Raw genomic sequence first — 15,434 nt, 5'->3', positions numbered from 1 at the left:
GCCGGCAGAGACGTGAGCCACGGGTTGACGCTTTGAAGGAACAGAAAGGCGCGCGGATATTTAATTCGCGCTAGCTCGCCCAAGCTGGCGGAGCGGCCCCGGCGTACCCAAACTCCCTCAAGCCGGGGCCCTCACTCCGATGGCGCGTGGAGACGCCGCGTCACAGCTCAGCAGGTGGCGCACGAGCCATCAGGAAACGGTAGCAGAGGCCATTCGCCCGCGGTGTCATTTGCGGCCTCGGGCTCGGCGTCGATTGGCCCTCTTGCCGAAGGACGCCACGCAGAAGGCGCGCCCGGCTCGCGATCATAGGGGTGCTGGTCGGAAGGCCCTGTGCTGCTGAAGTGCATAGACTCTATCGAGGGCATCGTGCACCCTGCGCTCTTAATATTTCACAATTAAATAGTTAATGCATATATTAAATATTTGACTTCTTCAATCACGAAATGGTTGAATAGGTTTGTCCTACCGGCGCCCGTGAGCGCGGTATTTTGAGGCCAGCGACCATGTCCTTGGCATTCCCGCACTGGCTGATGATCGCAGGGGCCCTACTGGTGGGTGCCGGCTATATTGGTGTCCTCGTCAGCGGAAAGAAAGCGAACAGGGTTGATCGACCTCCAGGCGAGCCGATCGATCTGCCGGCTTTACCGCTCCTCAACTCGCATGACCCGCAGTAGCTCGCGCGCGTTCCCCCAAGAGCGAGGGTTAGCAATGGCTGTCAGAATTGAATGGGGTCCGCTTGAGGCGATAACGAACGTCCGCAACGAAGCGTGCAAGGCCCGAGACTTCATCATCCACTCCCATGATGGACACGTGCAGGGGCAGATTGTCGTGCCTGACGACGCCGATCAGTTCGTCATGGGGGCATGTGAAATCCGGCTTCTCGAACTGCTAAAGGACGCCATCAAGGAACTGGAGCGGTGAAAGCGCCGAAGATCGCAGCACCAAAGCGTGTACTCAATTTCGATACACGTGATCAACGCGCCCGGCCCGCCGGCGCGAACCGGCGGGCCCTGTCCCAGCCACGCCTACAGTCTCAGATTACCTGCGGACTGCTTGCCCCGATCGCTCACGATCTCGTAGCTCACCTTTGCACCTTCTGCCAAACCACTGAAGCCAGCCTTCTCCACTGCTGATATGTGGACAAAGACGTCCTTCCCGCCGTCGTCGGGCTGAATGAAGCCATAGCCTTTGGTCGCGTTGAACCACTTCACAATACCTGTTGCCACGCGCGTCTCTCCTGCAAAATGACCGTGGCAACATGACAGAAGCTGATAAAAACGAAAAGCCCGCCAACTTAGGACTTAGTTTAAAAATGACCGCTTATACTGGGACAGGCGTCATGTTGCCCACATGAGGAAGGCAGCCAACGTGAACCGGCGCCTCCCGTGAATTTCCAACGATGGACCAGCAGGGAACGAACACCTCAATAGGGAGCTTGAGAATCTTGCCGGCTCCCCGCGGAGCTGGCGGAGCGGCTCCGGCCACCCAAAAGTCCCCCTTGAAGCCGGGGCAATCTCACTGCTGGGCGCGTACACAGTCGGGACGAACTCGTCGGCTTGGAAATGGCCGTCAGTGTGAACCGGCGAATTTTGTTGCAATCAAATGCGACGCGCTAACGCACTGAGCGCAGATAATGGTCTTGTCGGTTGGCGCGGTTCATCTCAGCGAAGGCCTTCCCCAACTCTTCCGCCGTATGCTTCGCCTTGAAATTCTCCCATGCGACCATGAATCGCCCCTTCGCTTCATCGAGCGAGCCAGCTTCCCCGAACGGCGGACCGGGAAGCGTCACGATGCACGTCCACAACCAGAACCCCGGGGAGCGTTCGTTGGCGTAGCGGATGCGCCCGACTAGCTGCCGGTCCTCGTGAACCGTGTAATCATCCAGGCCGATCATCCGCAGTGTCAGAGGCATTGTGGCTTGCCGCAGGGTAGAAACGAAAATAAAGCGCGGCGGATTACATTGTGCCAATTAAACCTCGCCTGACCTGCGCGGCGAGGAACCCGTGTCCTCACGGCGCCGTTGCTGTCTCGCTAGCTCGCCCAAGCTGGCGGTGCGGCCCCGGCGTACCTCAAGAGCCAACCCTGAAGCCGGGGCCGTCTCTCCGCCATCGGTCTTTTCGGAGCATATGTTGTTGCGCGGCGCACAACGCAGGTCCTGCCGCCGTAACTCCAGCTTGCGTCACGACCGCGTGCACGAAACCGTTTCGAGCCTCACACGGAATGACGCTGAAACAACGCCCTCCAAAACTGAACGGCATTGACGTCCTCTCGAGGAGGGTAATATGCGGAAACTATTTTCGGTGCGGCCTTACTGCCGATCGCATTCGTGGGGTGTTCAACGATTATCTCGGCGGCCCTTTCTGCAGCCCGGGATGGCAAGGCCGCAACATTCTCCGAACGCTTTGCACCCGCGCTGAAGTCCGCCTCGAGCGGCTAAATGCACTCACAGCCCTTGTGAACCTGATCTGGCGACGGCTTGCTTACATGAAACTGGCGGGCATGCGGCCCAAGCTCGTGAGCAATGACGAAAAGGCCGGTGTGACCGGCGGGTCATTTTTCCACTTCCACAACATAAAAACCCGCCGACCGTACGACGGGCGGCGAGCTGACTGAGACGATCATGCGCGATCGCGTGCCGCTTCTCATCTACTTTCAGTTTCTCGCGTCAGTTAAAGCATCACGAGAACAATAAAAATTGCGATTTCAACCAGTAACACCGCTGCTGTCATAGGACGAGAAACAAGTCAGCCATGCGTAGCATGATCCGCCTCAGCATCGGCCAAGAAACGGCCCCTCACACCTCATGGCGTAAGCAGGGGCGGGATGCGGGAGCCGTTTCTCGGTAGCCAGACGCGTTCGTCCGGCGCCAGGCACTCTCAAATTATTCAATTTCAAATATTTATCAACATTTAATTTCTTTTTCGTTTCTATATTTTAATTAATAGCGACCCTATGCTTTAAAATCGCCAGCTTGCGTTAGAGCGAGCGCATCCGCCGTTCCCCATCCTTTGCTGCCTCGCAAGAGAGCAGGACGTATCCGCGGACAAACGCGTGCCGGCTGCTATCGCGCATGGCACGGATTGGACCGAGCGTTACCCATGGATTGCCGCGGCCGCTCTGAAGAACCACCAGAAGCACTTCGTCGTCGAGGTGAGGAGGTGGTGCTTGGCGTCGACGACGACGCTTCCGATTTCAACGCCCTGCACTCTCGCAAGCACAACAGCGAGGCTCAGCTTTGAGCCTTCGTGTTGGCGGTAGACGGGGACGGCCCACGCGACCTGCCACTGTATCTGCGAAACAAATTTACAGCGGCTGCTAGCGCGCCCGCCGGGCGCCCCTTGAGCGTGGCGAAATCGGTCCCGACTTGTGTCGAGAAGCATTGGGTCAAGGTGAAGAGCCGGATGCATCCCGCAACGGAGCGCGAGCTTTGATCGGGGCGAGCATTTGCGGCGCTCGTGGTTTAGAGGGCTTACTCGAACGCGATGCCGATCTGCATGTCTTTGCGCCAGATGATCCGAGCTGAACGGCGCTGACCTTCCAAGGTCAAAACCAGCGTGAAAAAGTCCGGAATGCCGAATGCGCTGGTCACGTTGAGAGACGCCCCAGTTTCAGAGACGTTGCGGACCATGCACGGTACTGCATTAATCCCGAATTCGATCATTCCGGGCTTTAGAACCTTCTCTCGTGACGCAGTCCGTTGATTGTCCATAAGCTCCAGTTTTGCTCATTAGAGCTGAATCTTCTGGAAACAGAATAGTTCGAACTGTCACAGTTTACCGCGGCGAGCCCATTCGAATTCCGGCCATGTCTCAGGAGCTTTGACCAGCCACAACTGCTTTAATAGGAAGTGGCGCTCATGCACAGCACGTCACTAGAAATGATGATCTGCAATGTACTTGATGCGGGTATGCGCCTCCCCGTCGGTACACAATGGGCGGCAAGCGGCCCTTGGCTTCGTCGAGCGAGCCAGCTTCCCCAAACGGCGGACCGGGAAGTGTCACGACGCAGGTCCACAGCCAGAACCTCGGCAACCCCTGCCATTCTCGCCAGCAACTCGCTTCAGGGACGCCGAGTGCCAACGCACCCGCAGTGTTATTCTTTGGTGCAAGCTCGTCAGCCCGTCGTAAACCGAGTATTGGCGATATGCCGCGCAAATTTCCTGCGGTTCATTGGTTTGCCAACATAACAACCTTGGGCCATGTCGAAACCCAATTCCCTGACCGCCAGGAAATCGGCTCTTGTTTCCGCCCCTTTCGCGACCGTTCGCGTCTTGCCTTCGGACATTTTTAAAATCCTCCTGCAAGCCGCGCGCTTTAGCCCGTCACCTGCGCACCCATCGATAAACTTTCGATCAACCTTTAGCTCAAAAAATGGCCACTCCTCCTGGCCGAGGAGCGAGGGCCATTCTGCACCTAGCCCATCAACGGAAAGGCCAACATTGTGGAACTTTAGCGAATGCGCGGCATCCCTTGCGAGCCTGAAGTCACGCAGAAGCTCCGTGCCATTGATTTCGATAATCAGCCCCGGAAGGGCCGGATGTCTAGGAAGAAGCTTCTCAATCGTCGTAAGTGCACCGTCGCTTATGAGAAACGAAAGCGGCAGATTGATAGCAAGTTCAATTGGCCCGCATTCCGAAACGAAGCAGTGCCAGTCCGCCACCGCTTGGTTGATAAGGAATTCCGACAAAGCTGCGTAATGCGGGTCTCTGTCGTCCGGTTTGAAACAGCTGGGAGAGACCATACCCCAATGAGGGTGTCTGATGCGGACGAGTGCTTCGGCACCGCCCACGCGCAGAGAGTGGGTGTTTATCTTGGGCTGATACCAGAGTTCAAGCCAGCTGTTATGGAGCGCCTCTGCCGCGTCGAGCCCGGGGCGCGGCGGTGGCAAGGGCACAAAGTCAGCAAGGCTCGCCTGCAGCTCTAGCTCCCCAAACGGCGTGGTGAGGACGGGAAGCATATGCAGGCCGAGTTGGGCTCCGAGCGTCGCCAATGCCAGCAACGCTTGCGAATGAGGAGGCCCGAACAAGAGCACCCGGCCACCAAAGCGCTCGCCCGCGAGTCGCTCCAAAACACGGACCGCTTCCATGCCCTCGCCAGCAAACCCGAGCAGAAGCAGATCAGGAATGTCGGCGTTGATTACTCCGGTTACTTCGGCTGAGTGAGCGCATTCACAGACGGCGAATCCGAGTTCTTGAAGCGCTTCACAAAGAAAAGATCGAATGTGTTTCTTCGAGTCAGCCACGCAGATGCGAGGCACGACTTTTCGTTGGCCAAACCTGATCGGTTTGACTGCGTTGTCTTTTTCCAAAGCCCGTTCCCCGCCCCAAAAGGTGTCACACGGCCTGTTCAATACCGCGAGAACGAAGTGGTTGCCGTCTCTGTTTTGAGATTGAACCGTTAGGCTTAATCGCCTCAATGAAAGTCAATTTGGATGTGCCGTCTACGCCACTACTTCTAGTGATCTGCGTCTCTCCGGCCAATGTTTGGCCACCTCTCTGAACCAATTGAACATCTCGTTCAAAATTCCAGCGGTCTGAAGCGCCACGAGCATCCATCGCGGTCCCTTCCGCCTGAGGCCGCGCAAATCCGCTCGCAGCAGCAGCGCCAGCGCGGCTGGAAGCTTTACTCCTTCCATGCCCCGGCATTGGGGCTTAACCCAGTTTGGAGTTTGGCGATCTGGTCTTCGGTCTCTCCGTTGGACCAGGACGTCGGAAATCGCTGCGCTGACGGGGGCCTTGTCCTTGATGACGCCGTTGGCGAAAGACACGACTAGGCTTGCGCATGCTCGTTCCAACGATGATTCAAGCTCTCCGTGAGCCTTCTTGCGGATCATCGCACGGAAACCGGCTATGATTTCTCGAGCTTCCACCAGGAGAGGAATGCCTTGCTCAATTGCCGCAATAGTGACGGTCTCTGACTTTGATAGCGTATCGCGGCCATTGGTCATCAGCGCGCGATAGGTCTCGCGGACGGTACGCGCTGCAGGCTCTGAGCATTGGACATTTCGGCACGCCAACGGCGTGTCCCCATTCGGCAACGATTCGCACCGGGCTAAATCCCTGCGCCTTGAGGCAACCCCACAGGTCGGCGCCATTATAGTGACCAGCGGCCCACTGAACATCGAGCCATGGCAGGCAACGTACGGAGCGTCTTAGGTGGGTCGCGGCCTCTCGCCCCACCAAACTGTGGCGGTCCGTTCAATGTCCTCCTCGTGTCTATAATCAGGGCGAAGACATTCACGCCACTGATTGAATCCCTGCACGTACAGGCGGTGTTGACGCTCGCTTCGCCAGAGAGCTCTAGAACTGATGCCGTTAACGTGGTGCGTTGCAGCGAGCTATCTGCTTGCTGCGCTGCGTCTACGTTCCGCCATGGGTAGTACATCACCTTTCTACATATGAATCGGGGATGTGCCGGAACGTGCGTTATGAGTTTGCATTGTTTCTCTGTTTTGTGATTTGTAGCGAGGTCGATCATGCGTCCGCTTTCTGGAATGATAATGATTGCAGCGGTCTCAACTTGGACGGGGCTTCACGCAACCCCTGCCGTCGGGCAAACATTCAATGACAGATGGTCCATCGTTCCAAAGGCTCACGCGGAGCCCGCTCCTGAAGGACTCGATCAGACAAAGAAGGAGGAGCCGCAAGCGCGGTCTCCGAACGGACAAGAGCCCTTGAAAGATCGTTCAGGGGCTCAATCCTTCAATCGATTCATTTCCGGAAAAGCCTCCTACTATTCCTATTCCAAAGGCAAGACAGCGAGCGGTTCATCGTTTGATCGGAATCTACTAACCGCGGCGCACCGCCGTCTGCCGTTCGGCACGAGAGTCCGCGTCACTGATCTTGAGACGAATAAGTCGGTGGTCGTTCGTATCACCGACCGAGGACCATGGGTCCGTGGCCGCGTCCTCGACCTCTCGCTGGCGGCCGCGCGCAGCTTGGGGATTACAAATCGTGGCGTTGCTCAAGTTCGTGCTGAGGTGTTGTAGCAGACGTGCATTGCCCTGCGAAAGCACGCAACCGCCGCCCACGCGCCCGTACGTCAATAGTCCGGCTTTTGGCCTGAAACGAATTTGCCGTGTCTCTAAAGAACCCTGACGCTATCGCGGCCCTCATATCGGCCCTTAGGCTCGTCCACGGAGACGAAGTCGCGCGAACCATGCTCCAGGAAGGTATGAGCCTCGCCACGCTGATCGACACGATGTTCTCCGCGCCGATAGCACATCGCGATGCCGTTCGATACGTCGCGAGTGCCTTAGATGACTTCGCCATTACACCAGAACTTGGCCCGGTCTGACATCTTCGTTACCTGCATGATGATCAGCCCGGCTCATTTCGCGTCGTCGATTTGGAGATAGCCACGCCGGCCGGTATGCTGTCTAGCAACGACCTTTGGCTTCGGCTGCCCGTCTAACTAGCTCCCAAGCTCTGCAAGGCCGGACCGTGCTTCTACGATTAGCCGGAACCCCTGCCCTACGTGCCGGCCTTGTAGGTCTTGATCGTGCCGGCCGGTATGTCACAGCATGAGAGGGCGCCGCTGCAGCTCATCGATGCCCTTTCTCCGCAGGGCTGCGTCTTTACATGCCATGGCCTGAGCCCAGCTGGCCGCGATGATCCAACTGCTCCCCCGCCCGTTCACGTCGGCGAAATTGCGAGATCGGTGACGCCGAGCGAGGCCTGAAATCTTGATTGCACTTGCATCCTGCGTGCAGGATGGCAGCTCTCTTAAATCCGCGAGGGATCGACCTTCCGAGCACGAACGCGACGAAGAGCGACTGCAAGGACGATTTTAGAAGCTAGCAATTGAAACCGGCGTGTGCAGAAAGTATTCGCAGTTGAGCGGCGCGAGGCGTGCGAAAAGGACACTATGCCTGTCGAAGTCGCGAGAGCCCAGCAGGACGAAGAGGTTCACATCCTTGCCGGCGGATGCCCATAGTGGCATCACGTATTGCGATTTGGCCGAGTTACCGTAGTTCATTACCGTAGCTTATTTCTAGAACCGTCCAAGGCTTGCGAAAAGTGAACATCTTCGAGAGGGTTTAGCGCCCACAGTTTGGAGGAGTGGATATCCTCTAACTTCCGAAGTTTGGGGATTATCGACAGAAGCACTCGAGAACGCTCCGCGAGCCTCCTCCTGGGCGCAACAAAGCGTCCGCCACGTCCAGGTAAATGTGCTCCATGCCGCGAGTTCCTCGAAGTCGCTAATGTGGTGTGCCGCGCGACAAGTTCGTTGCTCGCTTGATGCTTGCATCTGGAGGGAACGTTGGATGTTGCACCCGCATTAAGAGGCGTCGGCACTCTTGCCGGCATACAAGAGGAGATTCCATCAATGAGGAAGATTTATCTAGGAGTGCCGATCAGCGCCGCATTGTTGGCTATCGGTGCATTCGCAAACGCTCAAGGAACTTCGACGGGTGGGTCGAGTGGTCACGATCTCAAACAATGCTGGGACGTGGCTAATAAGGTGGTTCGGGACGTAAGCGGCGCCACCGCAACTGGACCATCCGGAAATACCACTATCGGCTCAACAACATCACCTGGGTCAAGCTCTGGCACTTCTTCCGCTGCTTCTTCCGGTACGAGCGCCAATGCCAATGCTTCCTCGCGCCCAGCAGGAATGCCCGACTGCTAGCGATCCAATCGCGCCGGTAAAAGTGCTGACCTGGTACTCCCCCGCTCAACGGGGGTTTTTTTCGCCGAGGCGGCTCCCCAGCCGCAAGACGGGTAGACTTCGGTAAGAGGCGCTGACATTCACTAGCCGTGCCGCGTGGGAATTCCATCGTTGCACAAGACGTGATCCCGCGTACTCTGCGAGTGGGTTGGTGCACCAGAGCCAGTCCGGTCAGCGTAGCTACTTGTGAGAAGAGCGAGAGGAAGTGTGCGGCACCTGATATGTGGTGGCGAAGAAGCGCCGCATTGAACGGCGAAACTCCTCGGAGGCGGCTACTCAGTCCACAAATGTAAAAAAGCGGGAGGAACTCTACATGAAGAAGCAGTGGCGTTATTCTTGTTTCCCTGTTGTTGTTATTGGTGTGACGCTCATGGCGTCAGGGGCGTTTGCACAATCCGTGGACACGGCCCGGATTGAATCCGCCGGTCAGAACGATTGGCTGACCTATCATGGCTCATACAAGTCGTATCACTACAGCCCGCTAGCACAGATCAATCCCAGTAACGTAAGCAATCTGGGCGTTGCCTGGATCCATATTCCGGGACGTTCCACGCGAGGGCTGCAATCGATGCCTCTCGCGGCCGACGGGGTACTCTACTACACTGGGTCCTACAGCCGCACGTTTGCACTGAACGGCGCTACCGGTGAGGTGATCTGGTCTTACTTCCCCGAGTTGGACGAGGCCCTGATCGCGCGGCAGACCCACTCCCCCTATAATCGCGGTGCCGCCATCGGCGAGGGGAAGGTCTATGTCGGAACCATGGATGGCCGCCTCATCGCGCTCGACATGAAGACCGGAAAGGTCATGTGGGACACCAAGCTGATCGATTCCCAAAAGCTGACCGTTGGTTTCACCGGAGCGCCGCTTTACGCCAAGGGCACAGTGGTGATCGGCGCGCAAGGCGGCGAATGGCCGGGCCGGGGTCCGATCTTCGGTGTTGATGCAGCAACCGGCAAGAAGAAATGGGAATTCCTGACGGTTGCCGGCACCGACGACGCCATAAAGACCTGGGGCAATGACTCGTGGCGGACCGGCGGCGGCGGCGGCTGGATGCCTGGCACCTACGACGGCGAGACAAACACAATTCTGTGGGGGACTGCAAACCCGGCTCCGCTCTACGACTGGTCGGGAGCCGATTACAAGACGCAAGGGGCGCGTCCCGGAGACAATCTCTACACCACCTCAGTGCTTGCGCTCGATATCGACACCGGCAAGCTGAAGTCCTATCATCAGGAGCTACCTCACGACGCCTGGGACTTTGATAGCGCGGTCGGCGAGTTTGTGATGCTCGATCGCGATGGCCAGAAGTACATCGTCCATCCGAACAAGAGCGGATATATCTTCGTTTACGACCGCAACCTCGCCGTCAAAAACGTATGGCGGATCACGCAGAACAGCAATTTCGTCAAGGATATCGATCCCAAGACGGGTGAGCTAATCGGTCGCCGCGACTTCTCCGCCGGGAAGGCTTCCGAACCATTGTGCCCTCACATATCTGGTGGGGTGAGCTGGAATTCCGGATCGTATAACCCGAAGACAGGCCTCTATTACAAGCTCGGCCAGGAATGGTGCATGACGCTCGAAGTTCAGAAGACGACTCCGATCGTTGCTCCTCAGGCCCAACTCAACATCGGAGCCGACTTCAAGATCGCTCCGCCGCCCGGCGGTGAGATCTATGGCCATCTGGATGCGCGCGATCCCATCACCGGCGCCAAGAAGTGGGAAGTGCGCTTCCCCGAGCCGCCGCTCGGAAGCGTATTGTCCACTGGAGGCAATCTGGTATTCGTCCCGGACTCGCGCGGCACGGTCCATGCTTACGATGCCGATTCCGGTGCCGAATTGTGGAGCCACGGCGACGGCACCGGCCACCAAGGCGGCATCATCAGCTACGCCGTCAATGGTAAGCAGTACATCGCGGTCGTCGCCGGCTTCGGAGGCATGGCGTCGGATGACTACGCGCCGACCTTCGGCGGCGTCTACAAGAGCATGCCTCGCGACGACGGCGCGCTCATCGTTTACAGTCTGAAATAATGCTCGTGACGCCGGGAGGGAGCGGCGTGACGCCGCTCCCTTTGTCAAAGCGGAGCTAACGAAGCTCGGCGCAAATTGGATCCCTGAGAGGTAGGGTTGGCCGGTATGCGATTGGCTTGGAAGATCATGACGTTGTCGACCTCGACACTGGCCGCGCTCCTTACGATTGCCAGCTTGCCCTCTCGCGCGCAGCAACCTACTCCGGGCGCTCCGGATAACCAACAACTCGATGTCGGGCAGTTGTTCGCGACCACCTGTGGTTGGTGTCACTCCGACGGCGGTCGCGCTGCCGGCAAGGGGCCGCAGCTCATGGATAGCAAGCGAGATGACGACTTCATCCGCAACCGCATCAAGAACGGCAAGGAAGGCGCGATGCCGGCTTTCGGCGTGACGTTCAGCGATGCGCAAATCGACGAAATCATGAAATACATCCGCGCCCTGAAGCCACATGAAGGCTAGGCGACATTGATCTACACAGGGGTTTCATGAAAACTTATTTAGCCCTCGTGGTCGGCGCCCTGCTGGAACTAACCAGTATTGCGCAGGCTCGTTCTCTCGACGCGATCCGCAACTCCGGTGTGCTTGGACTATGCGCCCACCCCAACTCGCTTCCTTTCGCCAACAAGGCCGGTGACCCTCCCGGATTTCAGATCGAGTTGGGCAACGCGTTCGCGCGCGAGCTTGGTGTCTCACTGAGGTCAGACTGGATCATCACTCAATACCAGATGCGGAGCGCGGGCTGCGACATCGTGCTCGACATCATCGCCGACCGCGAGGCGCAGGGCGAGACCAATCTGAGGATATCGAAGGCGTATTACCGCACAGGTGTTGCGCTGGCAGTTCCTCATGGAAGCAAACTCACCTCCTTCAAGAGTCTCGATGAGCACTCGAAAGTTGGTGTCCTGGTCGGATCTATGGCGGCCATGACCCTCGGTCGGCGCCACGTGCCCACGTCGACGTTTGGTTTCGAGGTCGACAGCCTAGAGGCTCTAGCCAATCATGAGATTGATGCGGCAGCGGTCACCCCGACGACGGCCAGCTATTTCAATGTGACGCATCCGGACAAGGCGGTACGCATTCTCGAACTCGACGAGAACGAGGCGAACCTTAACTGGAATGTTGCGGTTGGCATGGTGCGTCCGGATGACCAGTTGCGTGAAGCTATCGACGGAGCCCTGGACCGGTTGCGAACCGACGGTACGATCAATCGGATATACGAGCGCTACGGTGTCGTCCTACAAGCGCCAAGATAGTCCAGTATGCCGGCGGAACTCAGCAGACGAACTGTTTTAGGATTCATCGCGGCTGGGGCGATGATGACAATCGATTCGACGTTCGGTGGAGAGGTGCGGAAAATTGGCCTGCAGCTCTACACGGTTCGTGACCTGCTGAAGGTCGATTTTGAGGGGACCCTGAGGAGAGTTGCCATTCTCGAATACAGCGAGGTGGAGTTTGCCGGCATTCTCGGTTCAGACGTCAGCCACACCCGTAAGCTCCTGCTAGGCCTGGGTCCCGCTGCCCCATCACTGCATATCGACTACCCCAGCCTGCGGGACAATGCCCAACCATCGTTCGAGATCGCTCATTTGCTCGGCAGTCGGTTTGTCGTTTGTCCATGGTTAGATCCGTCGGTACGGAAGACCACCGATGATTGGAGGCGGATCTGCGATAATCTGAACACGATTGGTCAATTAGCGTCGCGGTCGAACTTGACCCTCGCCTATCATAATCATGACTTCGAGTTTGCTGCCCTGCCCGGTGGCATCCAGCCGTATGATGTTTTGCTGAGGCGCATGGACGAGCGCTTGGTCAAGTTCGAGCTCGATGTTTATTGGGCAACCAAAGGAAATCTCGATTCTGCGCGCGTCTTGAGGGCAAAACCATCGCGGTTTCCACTGGTTCATCTCAAGGACATGGCAAAAGATGGTTCGACCACCGAACTAGGTCGCGGCACGATCGACTTTGCCAGCATACTCGAAGCTGCGCGCCAGAGCGGCGTGAGACATGTTCTCGTCGAACAGGATGTTTCAACTGATCCGCTGCGGAGCATAGAGACAAGCATCGCATTTCTTTCGGAACCAGCCATATCTTTCGCGCGGGTTCATTCGGCCACGCACACCGTAATGCTTGTGATCAACCACACCTGATCGTGACTCCCCTGGAGCCCCTGGAGGAACTAGCATGTCGGTGCCGGCGGTCCCCTTGCCGGCCGAAGCGAGAGGCTAGACCCCAGTTTCCCCGACCCGGGAGCTGGGGCTTTTTTGAACCCGTTTGGCTCATCTCATCCCTACGCGATCGACCTCGGGGCGGGTGCGCACAGCGAGATGCGCCCCATTCGCCAAGGATTGCCTTCTTCACGCTCAGCGCACTGCTCGACTTCTTGGCCCATCTTTCTCGTGCTACAATTTACGATGTCCGAACGACAGCACTGCTTGGCAAGCAGTTTGGATCGCCGATTAGCAAGGCCCGGCTGACTTTCCGGCGTTCGCCGGAACGATGGCGGTAGAACGCGTCGCAACGGGATTTCGATGGGCCGAGGGGCCGGTCTACTTCCCGGCTGGCCGCTATGTCCTGTTCAGCGATATTCCAAACAACCGCATCATGCGCTTCTCGGAAGACGAGGGTCACGTCAGCGTGTTCCGCCAGCCATCCATGAACTCGAACGGTAACACCATCGATCGCGAGGGCCGTTTGATCACCTGCGAGCATTCTGGCCGACGCGTTACGAGGACTGAATTGGACGGTTCGATCACAATCATTGCTGACAAGTACAATGGCAAGAGGTTGAACTCGCCAAACGACGCGGTTGTCACGTCCGATGGTGCGATCTGGTTCACCGATCCGGCCTACGGCATCGGCGGCTTCTATGAGGGCATCAAGGCCGAGCCCGAGCAGGAAAAGCACAACGTTTACCGCGTCGATCCTAAATCAGGGGACATCAAGGTGATCGCCGATGATTTCGTCGAGCCGAACGGGATTACGTTCGCGCCCGACGAGAAGAAGCTCTATGTGATCGACACCGGTTTCACCGACGGGCCCGACAATCCCTCTTACATCCGGGTGTTCGACCTTGATGTCGCCGCTGGAAAGGCGTCGAACAGCAAGGTCTTTGCGGAAATGCCCAAGCCCAGCATTACCGACGGCTTACTCTGTGACAGCGAGGGTCGTGTCTGGTGCTCCGTGCGTTGGGGCGATCCGACCGAGGACGGGGTGCGCTGCTATACGCCAGGGGGCGAACTGCTAGGTAAGATCCACATTCCGGAAACCGTCGCCAATCTTTGCTTCGGCGGCCAGCAACGAAATAGACTTTACATCTGCGGTTCGACGTCTCTGTACGCAGTCTACACAAGCGCGCAGGGCGCAATGAAGCCATGACGGTCCGACGATCAGCATGACTTGATCCGGTAAAAAGGCGGCCTTTCGGAATCTGACGCGGGCTGCGCCTCACGCGGCCCGCGTGAGTGGACCTGTCTGCGATGTCAGCTTCAGGCGCGCTCTTCAACACGCCTTATTGGGGAAGGGATCCTTCAGCGGGCGGATACAAACGTAGCTTACAACCGTGGTTTTGATGTGAGGCAGCCGACGACCATTGGAAAAGCGCTTGAAAAACAATCCTGTAACCATATTGGTTTGGAGGAGCAGGAGGGATCGAAACCTCCGCCTACCAAGGCAGCAACCTATTGAAAAGACGCGCTGTTCACGTCTCTTGCCTGAGTAAGTGCTACACGCCTGTGATACAACGCGCAAGCGGATCATCAGAGCCTTCGCACCACCTGGCGAGGGGCTATTGGCGGAGCGTCGCCGACCAATCGCGAGCCGCGGCGGCGATAACCGCAGGAGCCGCTTTCGCGCCGTCGGCCTTGCCCTTCTCGAAGGCGTCTTCCGTCCGCGCCATAGCATTCCTGGCATATCCTCTGCTCGCAGCGTCTCGCAAGATGCTTACTGCCCACAGCTACGAGTGCTGAAAGGGCCTATTTCAGAATCGTGCCGCCGACGTGATTGTTACCGCGCAAAGGATCGCACTCGTCACGAAGGATCCCACGCCGCGTTTTCCGCATTGATTGGCGATCACGAGGCGCTCAAGAAGCACCTAGATTTACTCCGCAGCGATAGCATTACAAACCGCGTTCGTGCCCTGCTGGCAATGGAGCCACGGACACGCGATCCCGTATTCTCGACCGCCGCGCAGGCGCTTCAGTGGTGCGACGATCCGCGGCCACAACGCCTCTCGAACTTAAGCACGTTCAATTTCGAAGATTTCTGCCGTGACCAGGCCAATTATTCCTCTCCTTGCCGACGGAATCACTCGAGACGCTCGCACCTTTTATGCGATGGTTCCTGACAGACCTTTTTGCGACCGTTCGCAGAACAGCGCCGATCGAACGTGCCATAATATTCGTTGATGAGGCTCGCGGCTGGGCCGGTAAATTGGCGCCCAGCCTTCGCAGCTGGACTGACACCGACTAATAAGCGGCCTTCGAAAGAAAAACGGCCCCGCTCTTTGGGCGGAGAAAGCAAGGCCGCGCATTCCTAGGATTGCGGCAGGCGTCCTCGGATTTCCGCTTGATCTCGGTGATGATCCGGACCGCCTTATGAAAGACATCCGCACGCCCCGCTGGGGCTGAACTAGAAGCGGACCGGGGCGGCAGCGTCATGCTGCGCCTCCGATGCTTCCATTTTTGAGTGAAGCTTGCGCGCCCTCGTCGCGCTGTATCCAGGCTATCGTGCAAGTA

General features: G+C 57.7%; 13 protein-coding genes. 8 read left to right on the top strand and 5 right to left on the bottom strand.

The features are described 5' to 3' along the window. Positions 1–708: 708 nt before the first annotated feature. A complete protein-coding gene (locus tag FXB41_RS08885; RefSeq protein WP_009859263.1) occupies positions 709–921 on the top strand; it encodes a hypothetical protein in 213 nt (70 codons plus the stop codon). Positions 922–1,025: 104 nt separating this feature from the next. Here FXB41_RS08885 and FXB41_RS08880 read toward each other — a convergent pair whose 3' ends face one another. Further along, a complete protein-coding gene (locus FXB41_RS08880) occupies positions 1,026–1,226 on the bottom strand; it encodes a cold-shock protein (RefSeq protein WP_007601715.1) in 201 nt (66 codons plus the stop codon). A gap of 386 nt (positions 1,227–1,612) precedes the next feature. After that, complete coding sequence (locus FXB41_RS08875; protein WP_219681330.1) at positions 1,613–1,912, bottom strand: hypothetical protein; 300 nt, start codon at positions 1,910–1,912, stop codon at positions 1,613–1,615. Positions 1,913–2,220: 308 nt separating this feature from the next. Between FXB41_RS08875 and FXB41_RS08870 the strand changes: the two genes are divergently transcribed. Continuing rightward, positions 2,221–2,613 (top strand): hypothetical protein, encoded by a 393-nt coding sequence (locus FXB41_RS08870; RefSeq protein WP_219681328.1) that lies wholly within the window; start codon positions 2,221–2,223, stop codon positions 2,611–2,613. A gap of 856 nt (positions 2,614–3,469) precedes the next feature. Here FXB41_RS08870 and FXB41_RS08865 read toward each other — a convergent pair. The 3 genes from FXB41_RS08865 to FXB41_RS08855 form a co-directional block, all read right to left on the bottom strand. Further along, a complete protein-coding gene (locus FXB41_RS08865) occupies positions 3,470–3,709 on the bottom strand; it encodes a PilZ domain-containing protein (RefSeq protein ID WP_219681326.1) in 240 nt (79 codons plus the stop codon). A gap of 404 nt (positions 3,710–4,113) precedes the next feature. After that, positions 4,114–5,307 (bottom strand): EAL domain-containing response regulator, encoded by a 1,194-nt coding sequence (locus FXB41_RS08860; protein WP_219681325.1) that lies wholly within the window; start codon positions 5,305–5,307, stop codon positions 4,114–4,116. Between the two features lie 132 nt (positions 5,308–5,439). Then, positions 5,440–5,946, bottom strand: a complete 507-nt coding sequence (locus FXB41_RS08855) for a hypothetical protein (protein WP_219681402.1) — start codon at positions 5,944–5,946, stop codon at positions 5,440–5,442. A 726-nt stretch (positions 5,947–6,672) separates the two neighbouring features. Between FXB41_RS08855 and FXB41_RS40555 the strand changes: the two genes are divergently transcribed. The 6 genes from FXB41_RS40555 (at position 6,673) to FXB41_RS08825 (ending at position 14,076) form a co-directional block, all read left to right on the top strand. Further along, positions 6,673–6,987 (top strand): septal ring lytic transglycosylase RlpA family protein, encoded by a 315-nt coding sequence (locus tag FXB41_RS40555; protein WP_311985810.1) that lies wholly within the window; start codon positions 6,673–6,675, stop codon positions 6,985–6,987. 1,995 nt (positions 6,988–8,982) lie between these two features. Next, positions 8,983–10,701, top strand: a complete 1,719-nt coding sequence (locus FXB41_RS08845) for a pyrroloquinoline quinone-dependent dehydrogenase (RefSeq protein ID WP_219681323.1) — start codon at positions 8,983–8,985, stop codon at positions 10,699–10,701. A 126-nt stretch (positions 10,702–10,827) separates the two neighbouring features. Beyond that, positions 10,828–11,160: a c-type cytochrome gene (locus tag FXB41_RS08840; protein WP_009859258.1), complete on the top strand. Its 333-nt coding sequence runs from the start codon at positions 10,828–10,830 to the stop codon at positions 11,158–11,160. A gap of 26 nt (positions 11,161–11,186) precedes the next feature. After that, positions 11,187–11,954, top strand: coding sequence for a substrate-binding periplasmic protein (locus tag FXB41_RS08835; protein ID WP_009859257.1), 768 nt, complete (start codon positions 11,187–11,189; stop codon positions 11,952–11,954). A gap of 6 nt (positions 11,955–11,960) precedes the next feature. Further along, the gene (locus tag FXB41_RS08830; protein ID WP_246648708.1) at positions 11,961–12,848 is read left to right on the top strand and encodes a sugar phosphate isomerase/epimerase family protein; all 888 of its coding nucleotides are present in this window, start codon (positions 11,961–11,963) and stop codon (positions 12,846–12,848) included. Positions 12,849–13,197: 349 nt separating this feature from the next. Further along, positions 13,198–14,076, top strand: a complete 879-nt coding sequence (locus tag FXB41_RS08825; RefSeq protein WP_219681321.1) for an SMP-30/gluconolactonase/LRE family protein — start codon at positions 13,198–13,200, stop codon at positions 14,074–14,076. Positions 14,077–15,434: the final 1,358 nt, after the last annotated feature.

The sequence above is a fragment of the Bradyrhizobium canariense genome, from assembly GCF_019402665.1.
Lineage (GTDB): Bacteria > Pseudomonadota > Alphaproteobacteria > Rhizobiales > Xanthobacteraceae > Bradyrhizobium > Bradyrhizobium canariense.
This window is presented reverse-complemented; position numbering and strand designations above follow the sequence as displayed.